24 protein-coding genes are annotated in these 23677 nt (G+C 68.2%); 11 read left to right on the top strand and 13 right to left on the bottom strand.

All coding sequences use genetic code 11. The annotated features are described in order from the left end of the window. Positions 1-447: 447 nt before the first annotated feature. Both ACH4UM_RS27090 and ACH4UM_RS27095 read left to right on the top strand, forming a co-directional pair. A complete protein-coding gene (locus tag ACH4UM_RS27090; protein ID WP_053661516.1) occupies positions 448-1125 on the top strand; it encodes a response regulator transcription factor in 678 nt (225 codons plus the stop codon). Positions 1126-1173: 48 nt separating this feature from the next. Beyond that, positions 1174-2445 carry an ATP-binding protein gene (locus ACH4UM_RS27095; RefSeq protein ID WP_398184408.1) on the top strand — a complete coding sequence of 424 codons (1272 nt, stop codon included), beginning with the start codon at positions 1174-1176 and terminating at the stop codon, positions 2443-2445. Positions 2446-2584: 139 nt separating this feature from the next. On the opposite strand, the gene ACH4UM_RS27100 is transcribed toward ACH4UM_RS27095, so the two are convergent. After that, complete coding sequence (locus ACH4UM_RS27100; protein WP_398184411.1) at positions 2585-3133, bottom strand: GtrA family protein; 549 nt, start codon at positions 3131-3133, stop codon at positions 2585-2587. Positions 3134-3352: 219 nt separating this feature from the next. On the opposite strand from ACH4UM_RS27100, the gene ACH4UM_RS27105 reads away from it, so the two are divergent. The 3 genes from ACH4UM_RS27105 to ACH4UM_RS27115 all read left to right on the top strand — a co-directional run bounded on the left by ACH4UM_RS27105 (position 3353) and on the right by ACH4UM_RS27115 (position 6266). Then, positions 3353-4492 carry a 5-(carboxyamino)imidazole ribonucleotide synthase gene (locus ACH4UM_RS27105; RefSeq protein WP_398184414.1) on the top strand — a complete coding sequence of 380 codons (1140 nt, stop codon included), beginning with the start codon at positions 3353-3355 and terminating at the stop codon, positions 4490-4492. A 77-nt stretch (positions 4493-4569) separates the two neighbouring features. Then, complete coding sequence (gene purE / locus ACH4UM_RS27110) at positions 4570-5073, top strand: 5-(carboxyamino)imidazole ribonucleotide mutase (protein WP_398184542.1); 504 nt, start codon at positions 4570-4572, stop codon at positions 5071-5073. A gap of 5 nt (positions 5074-5078) precedes the next feature. Then, positions 5079-6266, top strand: coding sequence for a dipeptidase (locus ACH4UM_RS27115; RefSeq protein WP_398184418.1), 1188 nt, complete (start codon positions 5079-5081; stop codon positions 6264-6266). A 23-nt stretch (positions 6267-6289) separates the two neighbouring features. Here ACH4UM_RS27115 and ACH4UM_RS27120 read toward each other — a convergent pair whose 3' ends face one another. After that, the gene (locus ACH4UM_RS27120) at positions 6290-6646 is read right to left on the bottom strand and encodes a VOC family protein (RefSeq protein WP_398184421.1); all 357 of its coding nucleotides are present in this window, start codon (positions 6644-6646) and stop codon (positions 6290-6292) included. A gap of 118 nt (positions 6647-6764) precedes the next feature. Between ACH4UM_RS27120 and ACH4UM_RS27125 the strand changes: the two genes are divergently transcribed. Continuing rightward, complete coding sequence (locus tag ACH4UM_RS27125; RefSeq protein WP_398184424.1) at positions 6765-7271, top strand: CGNR zinc finger domain-containing protein; 507 nt, start codon at positions 6765-6767, stop codon at positions 7269-7271. A gap of 122 nt (positions 7272-7393) precedes the next feature. On the opposite strand, the gene ACH4UM_RS27130 is transcribed toward ACH4UM_RS27125, so the two are convergent. Beyond that, a complete protein-coding gene (locus ACH4UM_RS27130) occupies positions 7394-8737 on the bottom strand; it encodes a UDP-glucose dehydrogenase family protein (protein ID WP_398184427.1) in 1344 nt (447 codons plus the stop codon). Positions 8738-8920: 183 nt separating this feature from the next. Between ACH4UM_RS27130 and ACH4UM_RS27135 the strand changes: the two genes are divergently transcribed. Then, positions 8921-10093 carry an acyl-CoA dehydrogenase gene (locus tag ACH4UM_RS27135; RefSeq protein WP_398184430.1) on the top strand — a complete coding sequence of 391 codons (1173 nt, stop codon included), beginning with the start codon at positions 8921-8923 and terminating at the stop codon, positions 10091-10093. Between the two features lie 198 nt (positions 10094-10291). On the opposite strand, the gene ACH4UM_RS27140 is transcribed toward ACH4UM_RS27135, so the two are convergent. After that, complete coding sequence (locus tag ACH4UM_RS27140) at positions 10292-11269, bottom strand: tyrosine-type recombinase/integrase (protein ID WP_398184433.1); 978 nt, start codon at positions 11267-11269, stop codon at positions 10292-10294. 344 nt (positions 11270-11613) lie between these two features. Between ACH4UM_RS27140 and ACH4UM_RS27145 the strand changes: the two genes are divergently transcribed. Both ACH4UM_RS27145 and ACH4UM_RS27150 read left to right on the top strand, forming a co-directional pair. Then, positions 11614-12165 (top strand): hypothetical protein, encoded by a 552-nt coding sequence (locus ACH4UM_RS27145; protein WP_398184436.1) that lies wholly within the window; start codon positions 11614-11616, stop codon positions 12163-12165. Positions 12166-13439: 1274 nt separating this feature from the next. Continuing rightward, the gene (locus ACH4UM_RS27150; RefSeq protein ID WP_398184439.1) at positions 13440-14708 is read left to right on the top strand and encodes a DUF3987 domain-containing protein; all 1269 of its coding nucleotides are present in this window, start codon (positions 13440-13442) and stop codon (positions 14706-14708) included. Between the two features lie 190 nt (positions 14709-14898). Here the strand turns inward: ACH4UM_RS27150 and ACH4UM_RS27155 are convergent, their stop codons facing one another. The 7 genes from ACH4UM_RS27155 to ACH4UM_RS27185 form a co-directional block, all read right to left on the bottom strand. Continuing rightward, positions 14899-15654: a class I SAM-dependent methyltransferase gene (locus tag ACH4UM_RS27155; RefSeq protein WP_398184442.1), complete on the bottom strand. Its 756-nt coding sequence runs from the start codon at positions 15652-15654 to the stop codon at positions 14899-14901. 431 nt (positions 15655-16085) lie between these two features. Beyond that, positions 16086-16553 (bottom strand): hypothetical protein, encoded by a 468-nt coding sequence (locus tag ACH4UM_RS27160; RefSeq protein WP_250404820.1) that lies wholly within the window; start codon positions 16551-16553, stop codon positions 16086-16088. A gap of 81 nt (positions 16554-16634) precedes the next feature. Continuing rightward, entirely contained in the window at positions 16635-16859 is a 225-nt protein-coding gene (locus tag ACH4UM_RS27165) for a DUF397 domain-containing protein (RefSeq protein ID WP_398184445.1), read from the bottom strand. 95 nt (positions 16860-16954) lie between these two features. Further along, positions 16955-17179 carry a hypothetical protein gene (locus ACH4UM_RS27170; RefSeq protein ID WP_069780475.1) on the bottom strand — a complete coding sequence of 75 codons (225 nt, stop codon included), beginning with the start codon at positions 17177-17179 and terminating at the stop codon, positions 16955-16957. 332 nt (positions 17180-17511) lie between these two features. After that, positions 17512-18342 carry a helix-turn-helix transcriptional regulator gene (locus ACH4UM_RS27175; RefSeq protein WP_362612624.1) on the bottom strand — a complete coding sequence of 277 codons (831 nt, stop codon included), beginning with the start codon at positions 18340-18342 and terminating at the stop codon, positions 17512-17514. Then, entirely contained in the window at positions 18339-18863 is a 525-nt protein-coding gene (locus ACH4UM_RS27180) for a DUF6879 family protein (RefSeq protein ID WP_393742766.1), read from the bottom strand. Before ACH4UM_RS27180 ends, ACH4UM_RS27175 begins: the two co-directional genes overlap by 4 nt. Beyond that, positions 18847-19038 carry a hypothetical protein gene (locus ACH4UM_RS27185; RefSeq protein WP_030115393.1) on the bottom strand — a complete coding sequence of 64 codons (192 nt, stop codon included), beginning with the start codon at positions 19036-19038 and terminating at the stop codon, positions 18847-18849. The genes ACH4UM_RS27180 and ACH4UM_RS27185 overlap by 17 nt, the downstream gene beginning before the upstream one ends. Before the next feature lie 564 nt (positions 19039-19602). Here ACH4UM_RS27185 and ACH4UM_RS27190 point away from each other — a divergent pair. After that, positions 19603-19965 (top strand): four-helix bundle copper-binding protein, encoded by a 363-nt coding sequence (locus ACH4UM_RS27190; protein ID WP_398184448.1) that lies wholly within the window; start codon positions 19603-19605, stop codon positions 19963-19965. Between the two features lie 85 nt (positions 19966-20050). Here the strand turns inward: ACH4UM_RS27190 and ACH4UM_RS27195 are convergent, their stop codons facing one another. Further along, positions 20051-21379 carry an LCP family protein gene (locus tag ACH4UM_RS27195; RefSeq protein WP_398184451.1) on the bottom strand — a complete coding sequence of 443 codons (1329 nt, stop codon included), beginning with the start codon at positions 21377-21379 and terminating at the stop codon, positions 20051-20053. Between the two features lie 119 nt (positions 21380-21498). Here ACH4UM_RS27195 and ACH4UM_RS27200 point away from each other — a divergent pair, with 119 nt between their 5' ends. Next, the gene (locus ACH4UM_RS27200) at positions 21499-22056 is read left to right on the top strand and encodes an acyl-CoA thioesterase (protein WP_398184454.1); all 558 of its coding nucleotides are present in this window, start codon (positions 21499-21501) and stop codon (positions 22054-22056) included. A gap of 33 nt (positions 22057-22089) precedes the next feature. Here the strand turns inward: ACH4UM_RS27200 and ACH4UM_RS27205 are convergent, their stop codons facing one another. After that, positions 22090-23580: an LCP family protein gene (locus tag ACH4UM_RS27205; RefSeq protein WP_398184457.1), complete on the bottom strand. Its 1491-nt coding sequence runs from the start codon at positions 23578-23580 to the stop codon at positions 22090-22092. Between the last annotated feature and the right edge of the window lie 97 nt (positions 23581-23677).

Here is a 23677-nt window from a genome sequence, read left to right on the forward strand (position 1 = left end):
CGCCCAGGGGGAGTCCGCTCCGGGTCACGGAGCGGCGGACGGCGGTCACCGGGATCCACGCCCCCACCCGCGTCGTCGCGCGAACGGGGCCCGGCCCTAGGTCGTTCCTTGCAAGGCCGGTCACGACCGGCCTCGCACACAAAAGGGACCCTCAGCGTCAAGTGAGCGCCGAAGGTCCGCTGTGTGCTACAGGCGTTCAGGTCACCATACGGCAGGACAGTGCCGGATATGGAAGGACTTGAGACACGGATCACAGGGAGAGGGGGAACCGGGGCCGACCCTTCGAAGGTCCATTCAAGGATCGCACCCCCTGGTCATTGGTCCGGACCACAGCGTGGGGAAGGCCGGTGAAAGTTCCGTGGCCGCGGGCCGGAAGGTAAGAGCGCCCGTCGTCGATCACACCGCAGCACCCCCCGGCAGGCGGCACGGGCGGACTACCATCAGCTCATGACCCGTGTACTGCTCGCCGAGGACGACGCGTCCATCTCGGAGCCGCTGGCCCGCGCACTGCGCCGGGAAGGTTACGAGGTCGAGGTGCGTGAGGACGGACCCACTGCGCTCGACGCCGGAATGCAGGGCGGCGTCGACCTGGTCGTGCTGGACCTCGGCCTGCCCGGCATGGACGGCCTGGAGGTCGCCCGCCGGCTGCGCGCCGACGGCCACACCGTGCCCATCCTCATCCTGACCGCGCGCGCCGACGAGGTGGACACCGTCGTAGGACTGGACGCGGGCGCCGACGACTACGTCACCAAGCCCTTCCGTCTCGCCGAACTCCTCGCCCGCGTCCGGGCCCTGCTGCGGCGCGGCGCCGCCGAGCCGCAGCAGCCGCCCGCCACGCACGGTGTGCGCATCGACGTCGAGTCCCACCGCGCCTGGATGGGCGAGGAGGAACTCCAGCTCACCGCCAAGGAGTTCGACCTGCTCCGGGTGCTGGTGCGGGACGCGGGCCGGGTCGTCACCCGCGACCAGCTGATGCGCGAGGTCTGGGACACCACCTGGTGGTCGTCCACCAAGACCCTCGACATGCACATCTCCTGGCTGCGCAAGAAGCTCGGCGACGACGCGGCGAACCCCCGGTACATCGCGACCGTGCGCGGCGTGGGCTTCCGCTTCGAGAAGAGCTGAGCAGGAGCGAGCAGCCCCGCCGCCCGGGCCTTCGTCAGGTAAGAGGACATGCGCCGTCGACTGATCCAGTCCACGCTCTCCGTGGTACTCGTCGTGATCGCCGTCTTCGGCGTCTCCCTGGTGATCGTCGAGACCCGCACGATCAGCAACAGTGCCCAGGAACGGGTCGACTCCGAGGCGCTCAGGCTGGCCAGCATCGTCGACAGCCGGCTGCTCGGCGCGGAGACCGTCAACGCGGAGATCCTGCACGATCAGGTCGCCCCGGGTCAGTACGCCGTGGTCGGCATCCCCGGGCAGAAGCCCATCGAGGTCGGCACCAAACCGGCCGGCGACGTGATCCACTCCACCGCCAGGGGCGAACAGGGCGAGACCGTCCGGATGGAGGAGCCCCGCTCCTCGGTGACCCGGGAGGTCGGCCGCACGCTGCTGATCATCGGGCTGGTGGCGCTGCTCGCGGTGGTGGCCGCGGTGCTGCTCGCGATCCGCCAGGCCAACCGGCTCGCGTCCCCGCTCACCGACCTCGCCGAGACCGCCGAACGCCTCGGCTCGGGCGACCCGCGCCCCCGTCACAAGCGGTACGGCGTCCCGGAGCTGGACCGGGTCGCGGACGTGCTGGACGGCTCCGCCGAGCGCATCGCCCGCATGCTGACCGCGGAGCGACGGCTGGCCGCCGACGCCTCCCACCAGCTGCGTACACCGCTGACCGCGCTGTCCATGCGGCTGGAGGAGATCACCCTCACCGACGACCCGGAAACGGTGAAGGAGGAGGCGAACGTCGCGCTCACCCAGGTCGAGCGTCTGACGGACGTGGTGGAACGACTGCTGACGAACTCCCGCGACCCGCGCACCGGCTCCGCCGTCTCCTTCGACCTCGACGAGGTCATCCAGCAGCAGATCGCGGAGTGGCGCCCCGCCTACCGCAGCTCCGGCCGGGCGATCGTCAGCTCCGGCAAGCGGCATCTGCAGGCCGTGGGCACGCCGGGCGCGGTCGCGCAGGTGCTGGCCGCGCTGATCGAGAACTCCCTCATGCACGGTGGCGGCACCGTGGCGCTGCGCACGCGCGTGACCGGCAACCAGGCGGTCGTGGAGGTCACCGACGAGGGCCCCGGCGTCCCCGCCGACCTGGGCGCCCGCATCTTCGAGCGCACGATCAGCGGCCGCAACTCCACCGGCATCGGCCTCGCCGTCGCCCGCGACCTCGCCGAGGCCGACGGCGGGCGCCTGGAGCTGCTCCAGGCCCAGCCCCCCGTCTTCGGCCTGTTCCTGTCCCGCACCCCACCCCTGAAGAAGCCGGCCGACGACGAGCCGACGGTCCGCTGACCGCCACCCGCGGAACACGGCAGGTCAACCAGGTGAGGACGGCCTCGACCGGATCCTGGCGACGCGTCTTCCCGAGGGCGTCCCGCCCCGGCGGCCGGCCGGGGACGTGACGGAGCCGCCGGGCGTCACGTCCGAGCCGTCAGCGGAAGACCTTGGGGCGCGGCTTCTTGGACTCCGCCGCCAGGATCGACTCCGCGTTCGCCAGGGCGTCACGGACCGGCAGGGTGCGGAAGACCCAGGTGCGGTACGACCAGAAGCGGAACAGGGTCGCCACGGCGATGCCGAGGAACTTGAAGACGTTGCTCTGCAGCGGGCTGTCCCAGCCGAAGCCGTACGTCGCCAGGTACAGCACGCCGTTCTCGATCACCAGGCCGACCACGCTGAACAGCAGGAACAGGGTCAGTTCCTTGGTGCGGCCGCTCTTGTCGCGGTCCCGGTAGGTGAAGTAGCGGAAGCCGATGTAGTTGAAGATGATCGCGACGACGGTCGCGATGACGCTCGCCCGCACGACCTGGAGGCCGGTCACATGCCGTACCAGGTTGAACACCAGCAGGTTGACCAGGAGCCCCGCCCCGCCCACCGCACCGAACTTGGCGATCTCGCGCCAGAGCTGCCTGATACGGCGGCGCAGCGCGCCGCCCGGCGCCGAGTCAGGCGCCGATCGAGGCCCCGAGGAACCCTGTCCCATGGCCGTTCAGGCCCCCGTCCGGTCGGTTTCGTCAACCACGCCATGCTAACCAGCGCCCCGCGCCCGCGCCCGTGGACGGGCCATGAGGTGCGCAACAGGTCGGAAAGAGTCCTGGAAAAGGCGGGAAAGAGACATCGAAACGGCCGGTGGGAATCCCCGGTGGGAGCGTCGCGGAGGCGCGCGATCCGGCCGCGGTGGCTCGGCCGATACCCTAGGAGCGTGACGTTTCCGGTAGTCGGCATGGTCGGCGGTGGCCAGCTCGCTCGTATGACACACGAGGCGGGCATCCCGCTGGGCATCAGGTTCAAGCTCCTCAGTGACACCCCTCAGGACTCCGCGGCGCAGGTCGTACGTGACGTCGTCATCGGCGACTACCGCGACCTCGAGACGCTGCGCGCCTTCGCACGGGGCTGTGACGTGATCACCTTCGATCACGAGCACGTCCCCACCGAGCTCCTGCGGGCCCTGGAGGCGGACGGCATCCCCGTGCGCCCCGGTTCCGACGCGCTCGTGCACGCCCAGGACAAGGGGGTGATGCGCGCGAAGCTCGACGCGATCGGCGTGCCGTGCCCGCGGCACCGGATCGTCACCGATCCGGCCGATGTCGCTGCGTTCGCGGCGGAGGGCGACGGCTTCCCCGTCGTCCTCAAGACCGTGCGCGGCGGCTACGACGGCAAGGGCGTGTGGGTGGTGGACTCCGTGGAGGAGGCCGCCGAGCCCTTCCGCGCCGGGGTTCCCGTCCTGGCCGAGGAGAAGGTCGACTTCGTCCGGGAGCTGGCCGCCAACGTCGTACGCTCCCCGCACGGTCAGGCCGTGGCCTACCCGGTCGTGGAGTCGCGGCAGGTGAACGGCGTCTGCGACACCGTGATAGCCCCGGCCCCCGACCTGGCCGAGGAGCTGGCGCTGCAGGCCGAGCAGCTGGCCCTGAGCATCGCCAAGGAACTGGGCGTCGTCGGCCACCTCGCCGTCGAGCTGTTCCAGACCCGCGACGGCCGCGTCCTCGTCAACGAACTGGCGATGCGCCCGCACAACTCCGGCCACTGGTCGATGGACGGCGCGATCACCTCCCAGTTCGCCAACCACGTCCGCGCCGTCCTGGACCTCCCGCTGGGCGACCCGCGCCCGCGCGCGAAGTGGACGGTCATGGTGAACGTCCTCGGCGGCGACTACCCGGACATGTACTCCGCGTACCTGCACTGCATGGCCCGCGACCCCCAGCTGAAGATCCATATGTACGGCAAGGACGTGAAGCCCGGCCGCAAGGTCGGACACGTGAACACCTACGGCGACGACCTGGACGACGCGCTGGAGCGCGCGCGTCACGCAGCCGGCTACCTGAGAGGCACGATCACCGAATGAGCCCCGCCCCCCCGTCGCCCGGCCACCACCCCGCAACGAGCGCTGACGCGCGCCCCTTTCCTCTGGTGGGCATCGTCATGGGGTCGGACTCCGACTGGCCCGTCATGGAGGCGGCCGCCAAGGCCCTGGACGAGTTCGAGATCCCGTACGAGGTCGACGTCGTCTCCGCGCACCGCATGCCCCACGAGATGATCTCGTACGGCGAGCACGCGGCCGAGCGCGGACTGAAGGTGATCATCGCGGGCGCGGGCGGCGCCGCCCACCTGCCCGGCATGCTCGCCTCCGTCACCGCGCTGCCCGTGATCGGTGTGCCCGTCCCGCTGAAGTACCTGGACGGCATGGACTCGCTGCTGTCGATCGTGCAGATGCCGGCCGGGGTTCCGGTGGCGACGGTCTCCGTCGGCGGTGCGCGCAACGCCGGTCTGCTCGCCGCCCGCATCCTCGCCGCCCACGACGAGGAACTCCTCGGCCGGATGCGGGAGTTCCAGCAGGACCTGAACGACCAGGCCACCGAGAAGGGCAAGCGGCTGCGGGCCAAGGTCGAGGGCGCGGGCGGCTTCGGCTTCGGCGCCGGGAAGTGATGCCGATGGCCTCGTCGTCCGCTCTGGACGCGGCCCGGGAACTGCTGCGTGAGTTCCCGGTCGTGGACGGTCACAACGACCTGCCGTGGGCCCTGCGCAAGCAGGCCCGCTACGACCTCGACGCGCTCGACATCGCCGCCCACCAGAACGCCCGCCTGCACACCGACCTGCCCCGCCTGCGCGAGGGCGGCGTCGGCGCGCAGTACTGGTCGGTGTACGTGCCGGCGGACCTGCCCGAGCCGGTGCCGGCGACGCTGGAACAGATCGACTGCGTACGGCAGTTGCTCGCCCGTTACCCGTCGGACCTGGCCCCCGCCCTGACCGCCGCGGACATGGAGGCGGCGCGCGGGGAGGGCCGTATCGCCTCCCTGATGGGCGCCGAGGGCGGCCATTCCATCGCCAACTCGCTGGGCACCCTGCGCGGGCTGTACGCGCTCGGCGTCCGCTACCTGACCCTCACCCACAACGACAACGTGGCGTGGGCGGACTCGGCGACGGACGGGCCGGGCGTGGGCGGCCTGTCGGCCTTCGGCCGTGAGGTGGTGCGGGAGATGAACCGCCTTGGCATGCTGGTGGACCTCTCCCACGTGGCCGCGACGACCATGCGGGACGCCCTGGACGCCACCGGCGCTCCGGTGGTCTTCTCCCACTCCTCCTCCCGGGCGGTCTGCGACCACCCCCGCAACATCCCGGACGACGTGCTGGAGCGGCTGCCCGCCAACGGCGGCATGGCGATGGTGACGTTCGTGCCGAAGTTCGTCCTGCAGGCGGCGGTGGACTGGACGGCCGCCGCCGACGAGAACATGCGCGCGCACGGTCTCCACCACCTCGACACCACCCCCGAGGCCATGAAGGTCCACCGCGCCTTCGAGGAGCGCACCCCGCGCCCGATCGCGACCGTGGCCACCGTCGCCGACCACCTCGACCACATGCGCGAGGTCGCCGGTGTCGACCACCTCGGCATCGGCGGCGACTACGACGGCACGGCCTTCACCCCCGACGGCCTCGGCGACGTCTCCGGCTATCCCAACCTGATCGCCGAACTCCTGGACCGCGGCTGGTCGAAGACCGACCTCGCCAAGCTGACCTGGCAGAACGCGGTACGGGTGCTGGGCGCGGCGGAGGACGTGGCTCGCGACCTGCAGGCCACGCGGGCGCCGTCCAACGCCACCATCGAGGAACTCGACGGCTGACCCCGCCGAGACGGGTCCGGCACTCAGCAGGCGCAGAGGCAGAACGGGTGCCCGGCGGGGTCCGCGTAGACCCGGAAGCTGCTGCCGCCCTGCTCGGCAAGTGGCTTCGCCCCGAGGGCGAGCACGCCCTGCTCCGCGGCGTCCAGGTCCTCCACGACCAGGTCCAGGTGGAACTGCTGCGAGTGGTCGGCCGCCGGCCACTTCGGCGGCACGAATCCCGGTGCCGCCTGGAACGCCAGCGACTGTCCGCCCGGCACCTTCAGATCCACCCAGTCGCCCTCGCCCTCGACGGCCCCGCCCAGCACCCCGGCGTAGAAACCGGCGAGCGCGCGCGGGTCCGGACAGTCCAGGACGACGACACCCAGCTTGGCCAGTGCCATGACTTCCTCCCAGTGACGGATACGGTTACCGATAGGAGCGGATAACCAGTAACGGTTACTGCATGCTCCCGTATAGGAGGTAACCACGCAACCGGATTCGCGAGGTACCGTCGCTGGCATGAGTGAGAGATCGCCCGCGCCCGGGGGCCTGGCTCTGGTGGAGTCCCTGGTCAACACGCTGGACCTGGAGACGCGCGCGGACTCGCTCGGCACCGCTGACGGCCGTGCGCGCTTCGGGATCACCGAGGCGGAACTGCCTCAGGCGCGCGAGCTGCGCGAGTCACTGCGGGCGACGCTGCTCGCCCACGCCGGCCACCCGCCGCACCGCGCGGTCACGCCCCTGGGCGACCTGCTGGCCGGGGCCCCGCTGCTGGTCGCCGTCGACGAGGCGGACGGCTCCGCGACACTCGCCCCCGCCGACACCGGTCCCCTGCTCTCCCGCGTCGCGGCGGCCGTCGCCCGGGCGCTCGTCGAGGGCACCTGGACCCGGCTGAAGGCCTGCGAGGCGGTCACCTGCCACTGGGCCTACTACGACCGCAGCCCGGCCGGCCGCGGCCGCTGGTGCTCGATGCAGGTGTGCGGGGCGCGCGCGAAGATGCGGCGGTACCGGGCGAAGGACGCGTGATCCACAGCGGGTTCATCGGCGCGCGACCCGCGCGGTGGTGCAGAATGCGTGCAGGCGCCGGTTCGGCCGACTGAGCCTCGGCCGAACCGGCGTCACCCGTCCCATCGCCGCGCGCGGGCGGCCTACGCGGTCGGACGCCCCATCGCCCGGTACGTCCAGCCGGCCCGCCGCCACAGCTCCGGGTCCAGCGCGTTGCGCCCGTCCAGCACGGCCCGTGCCGCCACGACCTCGCCGAGCTGTGCGGGGTCCAGCTCGCGGAACTCCCGCCACTCGGTCAGATGCAGCACCACGTCCGCACCCCTGACCGCCTCCAGCGCGGTGCCGGCGTACCCGAGCGTCGGGAAGACCCGGCGGGCGTTGTCCATCCCCTTGGGGTCGTAGACCGTCACCTGGCCGCCCTGCAGGTGGATCTGGCCCGCCACGTTGAGCGCGGGCGAGTCCCGTACGTCGTCCGAGTCCGGCTTGAAGGTCGCGCCGAGCACCGCGACCCGCTTGCCGAGGAACGGCCCGCCGCCCAGCGCCTGCCGGGCCAGCTCCACCATCTGACCGCGCTGGCGCATGTTGATGGAGTCGATCTCGCGCAGGAAGGTCAGCGCCTGGTCGGCGCCCAGCTCACCGGCGCGCGCCATGAACGCCCTGATGTCCTTCGGCAGGCAGCCGCCGCCGAAGCCGATCCCGGCGCGCAGGAACTTCTTGCCGATCCGGTCGTCGTACCCGATCGCCTCCGCCAGCCTGGCGACGTCGCCGCCCGCCGCCTCGCACACCTCCGCCATCGCGTTGATGAAGGAGATCTTCGTGGCGAGGAAGGAGTTCGCGGAGGTCTTCACCAGCTCGGCGGTGGGGAAGTCGGTGACGACGAAGGGGGAGCCCTCGGAGACCGGCGTGGTGTACACCTCGCGCAGCAGCTTCTCGGCCCGCTCGCTGCGCACGCCGACCACGATCCGGTCCGGGTGCAGGGTGTCCTGCACGGCGAAGCCCTCGCGCAGGAACTCCGGGTTCCAGGCCAGCTCCGCGTCCTCGCCCGCGGGCGCCAGCTCCGCGATCGTCCGGGCCAGGCGGTCGGCGGAGCCCACGGGCACGGTCGACTTGCCGACGACGAGCGCGGGAGCGGTCAGGTGCGGGGCCAGCGAGGTGATCGCGGACTCGACGTACGACATGTCGCAGGCGTACTCGCCGTGCTTCTGCGGGGTGTTCACACAGACGAAGTGGACATCGCCGAACGCGGCCGCCTCGGCGAAGTCCATGGTGAAGCGCAGCCGCCCGGTCGAGCCGTCGATCCCGGCCACGTGCCGGCGCAGCAGCTCCTCCAGACCGGGCTCGTACATCGGGACCTCGCCCCGCTGCAGCATCTCGATCTTCTCGGGGACGACGTCGAGACCCAGTACCTCGAACCCCAGCTCGGCCATGGCCGCGGCGTGCGTCGCGCCGAGATAGCCGGTGCCGATCACTGTGATCTTGAGGCTCATGGGTGCTCCAGGGGGGATGATGGTAATGCGCTGCCCGAGCATATCCGGGGCACGCGGGGGTCCTTCGCCGGGCGATGTCCCCGCTGTCGCCAAGCTCACGTATCACCGGCCTGGGCGGCCCTCTAAAATTTGAGTTACTTAACGGTAATTAGCGTCAGTGCGTCTTCTTTGGAGTGAGAGACCTTGGCCGGATCGGCTGACTTCGACCTGTACCGCCCGTCCGAGGAGCACGACATGCTCCGCGACGCCGTCCGCTCGCTGGCCGAGGCGAAGATCGCGCCGTACGCCGCCGCGGTGGACGAGGAGGCGCGCTTCCCGCAGGAGGCCCTCGACGCCCTGGTCGCCAACGACCTGCACGCCGTGCACGTGCCCGAGGAGTACGGCGGCGCGGGCGCGGACGCCCTCGCCACCGTCATCGTGATCGAGGAGGTGGCCCGCGTCTGCGCGTCCTCCTCCCTGATCCCCGCCGTGAACAAGCTGGGCTCGCTCCCGGTCATCCTCTCCGGCTCCGAGGAGCTGAAGAAGAAGTACATGACCCCGCTCGCCAAGGGCGACGCGATGTTCTCGTACTGCCTGTCCGAGCCCGACGCCGGCTCCGACGCGGCCGGCATGAAGACCAAGGCGGTCCGCGACGGCGACCACTACGTCCTCAACGGCGTCAAGCGCTGGATCACCAACGCGGGCGTCTCGGAGTACTACACGGTGATGGCCGTCACCGACCCCGACAAGCGCAGCAAGGGCATCTCGGCGTTCGTCGTCGAGAAGTCCGACCCGGGCGTCTCCTTCGGCGCCCCGGAGAAGAAGCTCGGCATCAAGGGCTCGCCGACCCGCGAGGTCTACCTCGACAACGTCCGCATCCCCGCCGACCGCATGATCGGCGCCGAGGGCACCGGCTTCGCCACCGCGATGAAGACCCTCGACCACACCCGCATCACCATCGCCGCCCAGGCCCTGGGCATCGCCCAGGGCGCCCTGGACTACGCCAAGGGCTACGTCCAGGAGCGCAAGCAGTTCGGCAAGCCGATCGCCGACTTCCAGGGTGTCCAGTTCATGCTCGCCGACATGGCCATGAAGATCGAGGCCGCCCGCCAGCTGACGTACGCGGCGGCGGCGAAGTCGGAGCGTGTCGCCGGCGGAGCTGGAGAAGGGGGCCTGACCTTCCAGGGCGCCGCCGCCAAGTGCTTCGCCTCCGACGTCGCCATGGAGGTCACCACGGACGCCGTCCAGCTCCTCGGCGGCTACGGCTACACCCGCGACTACCCGGTGGAGCGCATGATGCGCGACGCCAAGATCACGCAGATTTATGAGGGCACGAACCAAGTTCAGCGGATCGTGATGGCAAGGAACCTTCCCTAGCAGGGTTTTTGCAGGTCAGGAGCTGTTTCGAAGCTCCGGTGGGACGCCCCTGGCTTTCTGTCCGTTGCGGCCTGATCAGGGCCGTTCCTGGGCGTCGTGCTGGGGGAATCCTGGGCAGATGCCGGGCTGAAAACGCTACTGACCTGCACAAACAACACAGCCCCCGGCGCGACGCCGGGGGCTGTTGTCGTACGCGGATCAGGCGACCTCTGATGCCTCCGTCGGGTCGTCGGCGCCGGGCGTCAACATCGTCGCGATGGCCGCCCGGCCACGCTGCTCGGCCCCTTCGAAGACGTAGTGGTAGTGCTCCCTCAGCACGTCCGTACTACTGTGGCCCATCCAGTCGGCCACGTCGTTCTCGGGGACTCCGGCGTACAGCAGTCGCGACCCGTAGTAGTGCCGGAGTGAGTGCGCCTTGCAGTACTTCACCTGTCCCTTGCCCAGAGCCTCCATCCAGATCTTCGGGTAGAAGTACGACGCGTAGAGGTAGCCAGTCCGCGTGACGTTGGGGAAGAGAAGTCGCTCCGGCCCCCATACGCCGTGGTTCTTGATGTGCCGCCGTAGCTCGAAGGCGACGTTCGGCGGGAGGGGGACGGTACGCCCTGGCTCACCTTCATCACGAGCCTTGATGTGCCGACGCTGGATCGCGCTGTTCTTGCCCGACTCGGTGTCTCCGTCCTCCGCAATCTGGAAGTCGACGCGAAGCGTCTCGGTCTTGAAGTCGATCTGATCACGGGACACCGCCATGGCCTCACCCAGCCGCAGGCCGCACCCGGCCATGAGCCACAGCATCGCGCGGTATCGCGGAGGAGCGGCATCCAGCATCGCAAGAACTTCCCGCGTCGTGAGCCGCCTTGCGGTGCTCTTCTGCTCCCGGATCTCCTTGGCGCGGCTGCCCGCGCCCTTGACCTTCTTGCACGGGTTCCGGCCGACGATCTCGTTGACGACAGCCCAGTCCATCATCCCGGAGAAGAACGAGAACCGCTGACGCCGTGTGCGGGCGGACAGCTTCCGGTCCTGCTCCATCCACAAGAGCCACTGCTCAACATCAGCGACCTTCAGGGACACGATGGAACGGGCCTTGAAGAACGGCTCAATGGTCGTGTTGAGGATCGACCGGTACTGCTTCTTGGTGCTGTTCTCCAGCTTCCTTTGATTCGTCCACTGCTCCCACACGGCCGTCACGGGTTGCTTGCCCAAGCGGTCGTCCAGGTAGGTCCCGGCGTCGAGTTCCTGTTCCTTGCGCTTGCGCTGGTCATCAGCCCGCTTCTCGGTCTCGAACGTCTTCTGCCGTTGCTTGCCGTCCGGGTCGTACCAGAACGTCGTTCACTTCTTCGGGTCGTCCTTTGACCGCGCGACCCATGCCCTTGCCACTGAAGCGGCCCCCCTCCTGCTGCTGTCGACGTACGGGCCCACCCCGCCGTCGCGCCGGTCACTCCCCGACGTTTCAAGTTTGCGCACTGACCACCCTGGGTTGTCAACACAGGGTGGAACACCCTGGGTGTGCTAACTTGAGTGATATGGAAGCGGATGACAGCGGGTTCGAGATCACCCAGAGGCAAGGCGCCTGGGTGGTCCACATGTGGTGGCCCGTAGGGCCGATCAGCGGGGGGCCGCAGCGGATCACCATCGAGCCGGCCGAAGATGCCCCTGCTCGTGAGGTGGCACGGGGTATCTCGACCACTGTCCTGCGGAGGCTCGACGTGGTCGCCGCGTTGGAATTGGCCAAGCAGGCTCCCGAAGCTCAGCGGACGTTGGAGGAACTGTCAGGGAAGGTGAATGAGATGGGAGAGGCGGCGGGGCTCGCCCTGGAGGGCGAGGGCGTCTCAGAGCGGTACTTGACCTTGCTTGTAGCCACGTACACCGTCATGGCGGATTTTGGGGCTCCTGCGCCCATTCCATGGCTAGCCCGGCTCATCGGCCGCCGACCTGAGACGGTGAAGGATCACCTGAAGCGGGCCAGAAGGGACGGCTTCCTGACCACAGTTGCCGGTAAGGCGGGTGGAGAGTTGACGGACAAGGCCAAAGCCATACTTGAGAAAATGGCTGAAGCAGGTAGCCAACACGGCTGAACGCACTTCATACGCATTGAGCCCCCGAGGGTCTTCGGGGGCTTTCTTGTTTCTTGGAGGATGAATGGCGCAACTGAGATTGATGACCGTTGACGACGTGGCCAACTACCTGAGTAAGCCACGCTCCTGAGTGTACGGCAACTGGAAAGCCGAACAGATTCCGTTCCGGAAGGTGGGCCAGTCCCTCCGGTGCCGACCCGCCGACTTGGAAAAGTGGCTGGACGACCAGAGCTGAATAATTGCAATACGCGAACGCCCCCGAGGAATTTCGGGGGCTTTTTGATTGCTGAGAGGACTACGTGACTAGAACGATCCCGCCCCACAGCGACTCAGCCAGACGGAAACTGGAGTGTCAGGCGGATGCACTTCTGGAAGCGGCAGGAGAAGAGAAGTGGGGGGCGTGGCCGGCACTCTGGCCGCAGCGGGAGGAGGCGGAGTTCGAGCGAATAGCGGCGGCGCATACCGGGATGGTTCCTTTGCGGTGGGTTCCCGTGGTCGCGGCATTGCCCAACTTCGACCCAGAGTCGATACGTCGAGACCTGGAATGCCTCATGCAGGAACGCCCAGGCGCGGAGGAACCCGACCACTATGGCGAACTGCTCTCACTTCTCTCCCAAGCCGAGGATGCCGGTGCACAATACGGTTCAGGCTTCACTGTGGAGCGCCGGAGCGACCCCCCTGATTCCTGCCAATGGCCCGGATGCCGTGAACCTCTGTATGCCTCGCAGGCACCACGGAAGCGTGGGCGCCCGCGTAAGTACTGTCAGGCTCATCAGAAGGACGCCAGGGCCCGTACACGGCGTTCGCGATATGCCGGAATCCAAGTGGGGCTGAACAGGAACCTCGTGTACGGCTTCGACGGCCTGGAGGAACAGGATCTCTCGGGCTACCGGGAGCTGTGGGGCCAGATCAACACCACCGGAAGGTGACCGCATCAGGGCGGCCCCCGTCTGTGTCGCATTTATTCAGAACAGTGGAGGAGCGATCCTCTGGGGCCATGCACACTCGGCGGTGTGCCTCTGGCACGGCCTACACGGCCGGGCAGTTCCCAAGTCGTTACGGGGCTCTAAGGAACCCAACTTTCAGACCAAGGACGGAGGCCGGTGGCGACCCGTCGCCTCCCTCCGCAACCGAACCAACTCTCAGGAAGTGAACGCAGCATGAGCGCCCCCCATTTCCGCGCGATGAGCACTGGCCGACTCAGGGACGTTGTGGCCTCTCTCGCTCCTCATGTGGAGTGGTCTCCGATCGGTCTGCTCGGTGGCCTCCTGTGCGTGTTCTCCGCCATGCTGCCGGAGACCCGAGTTCAGCGCGGTTCCGGTTCCATGCCGCTCATGCTTCACGTCCTGCTGTGCGGTGGCACCGGTGAGGGCAAGGGGCAGTCGTGGGGTATCGCCTCAGCAGTGGCCAAGGACGCGAACAGTTCTTTCATGAGCGGGCACGTCATCAATGGTGTGGTCGGCGGAGCCGGTCTCATCCAAGCCGTGGCCGACCGCGACGGACATGCGCTCATCGTGGACACCGAATACGCCCGCGTCCTGCGGGCGGGGCGTCGGCAGGCGAACCTCTCTCAGGTGCTCCGTGATCTGTGGGACGGGGCAACGGTCGCCACTTCTAGGGCCAAGGAACCGGTACAGGTCGATGATCCGCGTGTGGCAATCATGGGTCACATCACGCCCGAAGAGTTCCGGGCCAGCATGAGCACAACGGAACGCGACGGCGGGTCGTACAACCGGCTGTTGATCCTGCCCGTTGCCCAGGTCCAGTGGCTGAGCGAGCGCGAGCAGATGCCCCGGCATCTGACCCCGGAAGCTGGGGAAGCGATGGCCCGCGCAGTGCGGCACAGTCAGCGGGCCGGTCTGGTCACCCTCTCCGAGGATGCGTACGAGGTAGCCGACATCATCCGGCGGGACCTGCTCACAAAGGCCCGTGAGTCCGAGGGGTTGAAGGCGTTCGCTGCCCGCTGCAACGAACAGGTACGCCGCATCGCAGCACTGTTCGCGCTCTTCGATCTGCGGTCGCAGATCACGGCGACCGACCTGGAAGCGGCGGCGTCACTTGTCACGTACACCATGGACTCGGTGGAAGAGATCGCCGGGGGCGAGTCTCCGAAGGGGAAGCGTCAGCCGCTCAGCCTTGCTGAGAAGGTCCGGGCCAGGATCGAACTTCATGGAGGATCGGCCACGTCCTCGCAGGTGCTCCCGTACGTGGGAGCGACGGCCGCTGAGGTCCGAGCACTTCCGGAAGTTGTGGTGACTGTAGAACGGTCAGGCAAGACGGGTCGGCCGGCCACCGTTTTCACACTCCGCGGTGACGATTCCGAGTCCGAGCCAGAACCGGTTTCCCATTCTTCCGCCCCCATGCCGGCCGCAGCAGATCGGGAGGCGCAGCGGCCCACCGTGGTCCGCCTGGACGTCTACCGTCCGGAGCCGAACCGTGCCCCGGAGCCTGCGCCGGAACCGAAGCGGTCGGTTCGCCCACCGGTTTCCGTGGCCGAGCGGCCCGAACCGCTCGAAGAGAACCCGTTCCGCGCACTGCTCTAGCAAACAAAGTCAGCCCTCGGAACCACTTCCGGGGGCTTCGTCCGGCATCTGGCAGGTGGCGCCAGTCGACGTCTACACCGGCTGGATGGGTGCCCTGGTGAGCGAGTACGTGGTGAAACCGCACCGATGAGAGGGCGCAAGCGTCCTGCGAGCAACCGCGCGGTCCGGGCAGGGACTGAGAGTCCGGTGTTTATACCTTGCTCGCGACCACCATGTAGTTCTCGGCCTCCAGATCGAACGTGCTCAGTTCCGTCTGGAGCCCGACCCGGTGCAGCTCGACTTCGAGTTCCTCGTACCGGTAGGGCCAGCAGGACAGCAGTTCCGAGCGGACATGAACCAACCCGGTCGTATCAACTTGCGCGATCGCAATCTCGATGTGGTGCTCCGCCTCCCAATGCGGCGCAATCTCCCAGCGGTAGACCACGATGGCATCGCGACCGTTCCGGCGGACGAGTCGGTCACTGATGTCCAGCCGGGAGCCTCTGGCCCTCACGAGTTCCCAAGTACGGGAGGTGAGTACCAAGCGCCCGCCGGGACGCAGAAGCCGTGACATCGACTCCAGAGCAGCAACCCTGCCTCTCGCGCCCACGGCATGGTGCAGCGAGTTGCCAACGCAGAACACCATGTCGAACGTGTTGTCCTGGAAATGGTCGGGCAACTCTTCCCAGTTCGCCCGTACGGCCCGGATGGATGCCCCGAACTCCTCAGACAACTCTGCAGTCCGACGAACCATCGTTTCGCTGGCGTCAGTTGCGACAACCCGCATGCCACGACCGGCGAGGCCAACCGCCAACTGTCCGGTTCCGCACGAACAGTCGAGGACGTGAGCGTTCGACGGCAGGAGATTGAGGACGTCATCGAACGACGCAGCGAACTCGGCTGGAGCCAGCTTTGCATCCGAGATGAGCCACTCGTACACCTCGGCAAGCGCGTTATAACCCGTCACAACTACTACCTCCGTCACGCGGCAGACTCACGGCAGGACGTCAGTTCATCAGCGGAGCAAGCCGGGCACCAATGGTTTTCGCAAGGATGGCTCTGACGGTGTTTGTGGGTTGTCAGTTGTCCGTCTGAGTGGATGTCATCGGCTGGTTAGCTGAGAAGTTGTTCGTGAGGTAACTCTGCGCCGCAGCCGGCCAGCACGGACAGCAACAGGAACCGGGACACTCCCCGTCACGCTGAGCTGCAGCCGGCCAGCGCGGAGCGTGAACAGAACCGCGCAACGGGTGTCCAGCTTGACGCTTACCGACCAGCACCCAAGCCTGCGCCGGAACCGAAGCGACCGGAACCGCTCGGGGACACGAATCCCTTCCTTGCGCTGCTCTAGGCAAACCAAGCAGGCCCCGTCCATTCGGACGGGGCCTTTCACTGTTTCGACTACGCGACTGGGCAGGCCGCTCCAGGAAGCGCACGATTCGGGGAGCACGTCACCACTGCCAGGGACAGATACGAGGGACGTTCCAGATAGAAGCCGTACGACACATCAGCGCCCGAGTGCAGGTGTTCGGCAGCAGAGACCACCAGGCGGGCTAGGCGGGTGGTGTCTCGGTCCCGTTCCGCCGCGAACCGGGGCGCGTACTCGGCCAGCCGCTCACCGAGCCAGGTTGCAGCCTCCTTGGCTTCCTCCCATGTGCCACGAACGATGGAACGGGGCTTGATCAGCCAGTACGCCGTTTCAAGGGGCGGCAGGTCGACGGTCGGGAACTCCGCCGCGACCTCCCGGTAACGCTGGATCAGTTCTGGCCTGCTTCCGGCCGGGGGCGGCTCAGGATGTGGAGGTCGCCGCAGGGCCTCATTGTCGAAACGCTCTTTCGGGCCGGTCCATAGATAGCCGTGGTGGTGCACCAGTCGTTCCGTTCCGAGGAGTGCCAGCCGGGCCCGACCCAGGGACAGGAGGACCCGGCCCGGCTGGCGGGAGGGGGAGGCTCAGACGTTCAGGCCGAAGCGCGCCAGGTCGATACCGGCCGCGTCCAGTTCCTCCGTGGTGAACCGCAGCGGTTGGGCGTCCGGCCGCTTGCTGTCACCCAGAGCCCAGGCGTCGTCACCGATCCGCGCCAGGGTCACGCACCCTTCGGTGCAGGGGCCGCCGCATGCCTTCACGAACGACGCCCCGTTGATGTCGAGCGCGTACAGATCACTTCCGTCCAGCATCACTGCACCTTCCTGCTCAACTGATCACGGCCATGACTGACCGTCGCCGCCCATACCGGGCGGGAGTTCAGGGATTCCACCGCAGGGGTGGTGTCTCACTCGGCGCGAACGACCATGGCGAACGAGGTCCGGATGCGCCGGAAACCGGCGTGCCCGGACCGGCCCGTGTGGCTCATGCACTCCACGTCGACGGAGGCCGAGTCATCGGCGGGAGTCGCTTTCCAACCGCAGTGCAGACACTCGGCCTCGAACGTCACGTCCGTGTCGGGATGCTCGGTGATCCGGTGCATGACGTACCGCATGGCCGCTCTGACGCTCACAGCCCACCCCTACGGCTCCGCGCGTTGGCTGCGGCGACTCTGCCGCTCAGTCCCGCTGACGGGCTATTCGGCGGGGGCTTGTAGTCAGGACACTTCGGGCTCCCGCACTCACACCGAGGCCAGTGCAAAGCCGAACTCGGCGCCAGGTCCGCGCCTTCGGGGCCAGGGTCGCTCTTCTGCACCATGAGCACGCCGCCGACGCCGAACGCTCCGGAGAGACGGGAGAGGAACTGTCGGGCCTCACTGCTGCCCAGATGATCAGCCGCTTCGGTCCTATGTGCCTTGCTGTCGCTCACCATGGCCCCCATCTTCGGCGGCCCACGATTGCGCCTCTAGCCTGTTTCCTGTTCCCGCAAAAAGTCGTTGCGGATGCTTTCGATCAGATCCCGCATTTCGTCTCCGGCCAGCGCGGCTCGCGCGAATCCTTCGAACTTATCAACGTAGAGACTCACATCTCGCGGGTCCGTAACGACGACTTCGGCATGGACGGTTTCAACTGTCACCATGCGGTCGTCACGGATGACGAAGGCATGATTTGCTATGTCATGTTGCTGAATTCGCAGAGGGACTATCCGGATGTCCACGTGGGAGAGCCGCGAAATGGAGACGATGCGATCAAGCTGAGCGGCCATCATCTGCGGTCGCACGATGCGCCAGCGCAGAACAGGTTCGGTGATGATGAACCGGAGCGACTTTGCGTTGTCGTAGAGAACCGCTTGCCGTTCGAGTCGCCCATTGATCGTTCGCGTGAGTGCGTCTTCACTCAGATTGTGCCGTTGCAGAATGGCCCTGATGTACTCGGGCGTCTGGAGCAGGCCCGGAACGAGCGCGGGTTGAAACAGCCGCAGTACAGACATCTGGGCTTCCAGAGCCTTGGCGGCCTGCTGGCCCTTGTGGACCCCGATTCGCTTGAGCAGGCGCCACGCCGTCGCTTCCGTCGCTGACGCGCGTGCGGCTTCCGCGTACTCCGCTTTGACCTCGTCCGAGACACCGATGGCGGTCAGGATGCGCTCTACGTCCGTCGCGCTGGGTGCCAGCTTCGCATTCTCGATCTTGGACAGCTTGGACGGAGACATGAGGGCGCTGCGGGCCACCGCTTTGGCTTCCTTGCCGGACGCCACTCGCAGCGCCCGCAGCGCGGCTCCAAGCTGTGCTCTGTTCACGTCCCGTACTTGGCCCACCATTCGGTGAACGGTTCCGCGTGCGCGAGAGCCGCATCACGGTACCGCGTGAATTCCGCTGTCCGTTCCGGCGGTAGCACTTCCGATCCCAGGTACTTTCCGCTTCCGTCGTAGTTCATCACGGCCACGGATTCGGAGTCGAAGAACCAGAAATCCGGAACGTTCTCCAGGGGGTTGGGTTTGTCGGTGATGTCGAGGATGAAGAACTCTTCACCCCCGCTCACATTCTTGTGGTAGCCCCAGCCGAGTTCGAACCTGAGATAGTCCGTGAGCGGGCGGGACAGGATATGGACCCGGTATACCCGCTTCCCCTTCTCGGTGTGCGAGCGTAGTTCTTCGATCCAGCCTGCGTTGTAGTCGTCTGGCTGTGTCTCCCCGGCCAGGAATGCCTGATAGGCGTCGACGCTCCCGGACTTGCTGTAGTCGTCCAGGGTCTCCAGCCGGAATGCCTCGCGTTCGAATGCCTCGAAGAGGTCGCCGAGGGTCCTAGATGAGGTTGTCACGGATGGCCTTCTGGATCAGTTCCATCGGGATCTCGACCAGGGTTTCGTGCGCGGGAATCTGAAGCCCGTGGTCGGTCGGCGTCTCGCCCTGTACCAGGAAGGTGCCACGATCCGTGGCGTAGATCGTCGGGCAGTCCTTGATGTCGCACGTGCTGACCAGCTTGGTGACCTTCATGGTCTGGGTTCCCCTCTCCCGTGCCGCTGCCAGTACCCCGCCTCTGGGTTGATGCTCCCGAGGGCTGTGCGCACCGGTCAAGCGATCACGGTTGACGGAACGGGAAACCGCGTAACTTGCGTCGGGCTTGCTCGTATACCGCGCGACTGGCGGCGGAGCCTCCAGCGCGTCTCGGGCCTGCGCAGACTGTTGACGATCATGGGGAAATGCTGGGGAGACCCCCTCTGGGAGGGGTCTTCGTGCAGGTCAGGGTCGTATGACCTGTAAAGCACCCAGATTTATGAAGGCACGAACCAGGTCCAGCGCATCGTGATGGCCAGGAACCTGCCGTAACCGGCGCGAGGTACGACCGACGCGGCCCCCGGCGTGATGCCGGGGGCCGCTGTCGTCAGCCGGTCCCGTGCTCGGCCGTGGGCAGCGCGGGGCGGTCGCAGCGGCGTCCGGTGCCACTCGAACGGACGTAGCGGATTCTGTGCTTCCGTCCGATGGCGCGGGGCGGCGGGCGGGCGTACGACGGTATGGCGCGGGGCCGCCCCGAGGCCCCGGTGTCCACCAGGAGGAGCCATGACCCAGCCCGGAACCATGACCGCCATGAGCAAGGAGATGCAGGACTGCGTCGAGGCCTGCATGAGCTGCCACAACATCTGCGAGGAGGCCATGAGCTCCTGCATGCAGATGGGCGGCCAGGCGCAGATGCAGATCATGCGCGCGCTCATGGACTGCTCCGAGATGACCCGCATGTGCGCGGACATGATGATGCGCCGCTCGCCCATGGCGCCGGAGTTGTGCGCGATGTGCGCCAAGGCCTGTGACATGTGCGCGGAGGCGTGTATGTCCATGCCCGACGACAAGATCATGATGCGTTGCGCCGAGGCGTGTCGCCGCTGTGCGGACATGTGCCGCACGATGGCGGGCGCCAGGACGTGATCCGAGCCCGGCGGCACACGGCGGAGCCCCGCGGTGCGTGAGCGGCCGCGGGGCTCCGTTGCGGTGCTGTGTGTCGCCGGTCCGGTCAGTTGCCCGTGACCGTGACCTTCTGGTCGTTCTTCAGCTCGTCCACCAGCGTCTTGACCTTCGCCTTGTCCCAGACGAGGTTGCCGCCCGTGGATCCCGAGATCGGCATGTTCATGGAGACGCCGTCGCCGCCGCTGACGCCCTTCATCGCCCAGAACATGGAGGCCAGGTCCCACAGGCTCATGTCCTTGTCGACGGTGAGGGAGTCCAGGCCCGCGCTCATCGTCGGGTAGAGCTTGAACGGGTTCAGGACCGTCGAGGGGGTGGCGACCTGGTGGGCCAGGGCGGAGAGGAACTTCTGCTGGTTCTTGGTGCGCTGCAGGTCGCTCGCCGCGAAGGCGTGCCGGGTGCGGACGAAGGCCAGGGCCTGCTCGCCGTTGAGCGTCTGCTTGCCGGCCTTGAAGTCGGCGCCCGAGTACTTGTCCTTGAAGGGCTGGTCGATGGTGATGTCGACGCCGCCGACCGCGTCCACGATGTTGGCGAAGCCGGCGAAGCCGATCTCCACGTAGTGGTCGATGTGCAGGCCGGTGTTGTACTCGATGGTGCGCACGAGGAGCGTCGGGCCGTCGTAGGCGTAGGCGGCGTTCAGCTTGTTCGGGCCGAGCGGGCCGCGGATCTTGCCCGACTCCGAGCCGCGGAACTGCGGGATCGTGACGTTCGAGTCGCGCGGCAGGGAGACCAGCGTGTCGCCGTTGTCGCCGACGTGCAGGATCATCATCGAGTCCGTGCGCTTGCCCTCGGCGGACCCGGTGTGCAGCTTCTTCTTGTCCGCGTCGGACAGCCCGGCGCGGCTGTCGGAACCGACGATCAGGTAGTTGGTGCCCTTGCCGGCCTCCGGCCGGTCGATGACCTTGGACAGGTCGACGTCGCGGTGGAGCTTGGAGTCGGCCCAGAAGTAGGTCGCGACCGAGGTCACCAACAGCACGGTGATCAGGGTTATCGCGGTCCACTTGAAGCGGCGGCGCCAGTTCGGCGCGGGGCGGGCGCCGCGGGTGTACCCCTCGCCCGGTCCGGCCGGGCCGCCGGGGCCGCCGTAGACCTGTCCGGTGTTGTAGCCGCTGTCGTACGCGTCGCCGTAGCCGTCCTGGCCGCCGCCGTAGCCGCGGCCGTCGACGTACGACGGCTGCTGCGGGACTCCGTACGGCGGCGCCGAGGGGCCGGGGCCGCCCGGGCCTCCGTAGCCGCCGCCCTGCCCGGGCGGTACCGCCGGGCCGCCGCGCCGCACCTGACGCATCACGCGTGCGCCCTCCGGCTGTGCGCCGGCACTGCCGCGTCCGTACCGGGATCCGCGGTTGTTTTCGGACCACCCCTCGGGCCAATCATTCATGGGCCCCAGTGTGCCGGGCCCGACGGTGTGCCTTACAAGCCCCGTCGGAAAATAAGGTCACGGCTGTTGCCAAGCTGACACAAATTCCCCCGCTGTTGCCTCGGCATAAGGTGGAGGCCATGACAGACCAGGCCACCGCCGCGGAATCCGAAACTCCGGATATCCCGGGCAAGCCGACCTCGGCGTCCCGGACCACCCTGAGCCACATCATGACCCACAACGACACCAACCTCCTGGGGACGGTGCACGGCGGTGTGATCATGAAGCTGGTCGACGACGCGGCGGGCGCCGTGGCCGGCCGGCACAGCGGCGGGCCCGCCGTCACCGCGTCCATGGACGAGATGGCCTTCCTGGAGCCGGTCCGGGTCGGCGATCTGGTCCATGTGAAGGCCCAGGTCAACTGGACCGGCCGGACCTCCATGGAGGTCGGCGTACGAGTCCTGGCCGAACGCTGGAACGAGTCCACCCCGCCCACCCAGGTCGGCTCCGCCTACCTCGTCTTCGCCGCCGTGGACGCCGACGGCAGGCCCCGCGTCGTGCCGCCGGTGCTGCCGGAGACCGAGCGGGACGAGCGCCGCTACCAGGAGGCCCAGATCCGCCGCACCCATCGTCTGGCCCGCCGCCGCGAGATCATGGAGCTGCGGGAGAAGCGGGCGGCGGAGGGCTTCGAGGACTGAGCCGCGTCCCGGCCGGTGGCCGCCCGCGGGAGCTCAGGCGCAGAGCACCTCGTCGCCCGTCACCACCGCGGCGGCCTGCTGCGCCGGGTCCTGCACCCGCACCTTGTGCACCTGCCGGAAGTCGCTGCCCGCGACCACCCTGAGCATGGCCCCCTGTCCGGGCACCGGCCGCAGTTCACTGCCCGGCAGGGCGGCGGCGAGCGACTTCGCCGAGCGGTCCCACCGGGGGTCGTAGAGCACGGCGGTGCGCTTCACGGCGCGTTCCTCGGCGTCGACGGGTGCGCCCGTGGTGCGGAACCCCGCCGCCGCCAGCGCCTTGTCCACCCGCTTGCCGAGTCCGGCCTTGCCGGTGCCGTTCTCCACCTGGACCCTGATCTGCTGCGGGGCGACCTCCACGGCCGCCGGAAGGTCCGGTTGCCGGGGCCGGTGCACGGCCAGCGGGTGGTCGTCGCGCAGCGCGCGGAAGAGCTGGTCCGCCTTGGCCTGGTCCCACTTCACGGTCGAGCCGAGCCCCTTGACGGCGAAGGACGTCTGCGCGATCGGGACGGTGGTGAACTCGGAGGCGGAGGGGGAGAAGTTCCGCATCGCCCGCCCGAGGTCGAGCAGCTCGTCCGTGTGGAAGCCCCGGTCCGCCCGCACCGAGCCCAGCACGGTCCGGGTCACGTCCCGGAACCTCATGGGGTTCAGCAGCACCCGCGAGGAGGTCGCCCGCTCGATCAGGGCGGCCAGGAAGCGCTGCTGGCGCTTCATCCGGCCCAGGTCGCTGGCGCCATCGACGTGCCGGGAGCGGACGTACTGCAGGGCCTGCCCCCCGCTGAGCGTGTGCGTGCCGGCCGGCAGGTCCAGGCCGGTGTAGCTGTCCTTGAGCGGCTCGCTGGTGCAGATCTGCACGCCGCCCAGGACGTCGACCGTGCGCATGAACGTGGTGAAGTCCACTTCCAGGTAGTGGTCGATCTTGAGGTGGGTCATGCCCTCGACCGTGCGTACGGTCAGGTTCGGCCCGCCTTCCGCGTAGGCCGCGTTCAGCTTGATCGGGTGCGGTCCGCGCGGTTTGCCCGTGGTCCGGCCGGCCTGGGCGGGAAGCTCGGCGTAGGAGTCGCGCGGCAGGCTGACCACGGTGGCACGCTCCCGGTCCTGCGACAGATGCACGATCATCATGGTGTCGGTGCAGTGGCAGGGCTGCCCGCCCAGCCGGTACCTGCGCTTCTCCTGCTCAGTGATCCGGTCCCGGCCGTCGGTGCCGACCAGCAGGACGTTCGTGCCGTGGCCCGCCCGCGGGCGGTTCTTCATGTCCTTGAAGGGGTCGACCCGCTCGATGTCGGCGTCCAGGCTGGAGACCACCGCGTGCCCGATCCCCGCGGAGGCGAGCACCACCACCGACAGCGTGGTCGCCGCCCGCATGGCCCAGCGCGGCCTCCGGCGCGGTACGGGCGCGTACGGCACGCGGGCCGGCCGCGACGGGGCGGGGGCCTGCTGCGGCCGGCGCTGCGGCGGGGCGGGTGGCCGGGACGAGGTGGTGGACATGCAGGGACACCTCCGCATATGGCGTGGGTGGGCACCGTGAGCACCGTAGGCCCATACGATCTGCTGCCCGGTGAAGCGGCCCCCGCGGCGCGCACCG

This window comes from Streptomyces sp. NPDC020801 (assembly GCF_044334385.1).
Taxonomy (GTDB): domain Bacteria; phylum Actinomycetota; class Actinomycetes; order Streptomycetales; family Streptomycetaceae; genus Streptomyces.

Bases quoted from the DNA above. Each gene is read 5' to 3' on its own strand.
- ACH4UM_RS27090 (WP_053661516.1), top strand. From the start codon at position 448: ATGACCCGTGTACTGCTCGCCGAGGACGACGCGTCCATCTCGGAGCCG.
- ACH4UM_RS27095 (WP_398184408.1), top strand. From the start codon at position 1,174: ATGCGCCGTCGACTGATCCAGTCCACGCTCTCCGTGGTACTCGTCGTG.
- ACH4UM_RS27100 (WP_398184411.1), bottom strand. From the start codon at position 3,133: ATGGGACAGGGTTCCTCGGGGCCTCGATCGGCGCCTGACTCGGCGCCG.
- purE (WP_398184542.1), top strand. From the start codon at position 4,570: ATGGGGTCGGACTCCGACTGGCCCGTCATGGAGGCGGCCGCCAAGGCC.
- ACH4UM_RS27115 (WP_398184418.1), top strand. From the start codon at position 5,079: ATGGCCTCGTCGTCCGCTCTGGACGCGGCCCGGGAACTGCTGCGTGAG.
- ACH4UM_RS27120 (WP_398184421.1), bottom strand. From the start codon at position 6,646: ATGGCACTGGCCAAGCTGGGTGTCGTCGTCCTGGACTGTCCGGACCCG.
- ACH4UM_RS27125 (WP_398184424.1), top strand. From the start codon at position 6,765: ATGAGTGAGAGATCGCCCGCGCCCGGGGGCCTGGCTCTGGTGGAGTCC.
- ACH4UM_RS27130 (WP_398184427.1), bottom strand. From the start codon at position 8,737: ATGAGCCTCAAGATCACAGTGATCGGCACCGGCTATCTCGGCGCGACG.
- ACH4UM_RS27145 (WP_398184436.1), top strand. From the start codon at position 11,614: ATGGAAGCGGATGACAGCGGGTTCGAGATCACCCAGAGGCAAGGCGCC.
- ACH4UM_RS27165 (WP_398184445.1), bottom strand. From the start codon at position 16,859: ATGCTGGACGGAAGTGATCTGTACGCGCTCGACATCAACGGGGCGTCG.
- ACH4UM_RS27185 (WP_030115393.1), bottom strand. From the start codon at position 19,038: ATGAAGGTCACCAAGCTGGTCAGCACGTGCGACATCAAGGACTGCCCG.
- ACH4UM_RS27190 (WP_398184448.1), top strand. From the start codon at position 19,603: ATGACCCAGCCCGGAACCATGACCGCCATGAGCAAGGAGATGCAGGAC.
- ACH4UM_RS27195 (WP_398184451.1), bottom strand. From the start codon at position 21,379: ATGAATGATTGGCCCGAGGGGTGGTCCGAAAACAACCGCGGATCCCGG.
- ACH4UM_RS27200 (WP_398184454.1), top strand. From the start codon at position 21,499: ATGACAGACCAGGCCACCGCCGCGGAATCCGAAACTCCGGATATCCCG.
- ACH4UM_RS27205 (WP_398184457.1), bottom strand. From the start codon at position 23,580: ATGTCCACCACCTCGTCCCGGCCACCCGCCCCGCCGCAGCGCCGGCCG.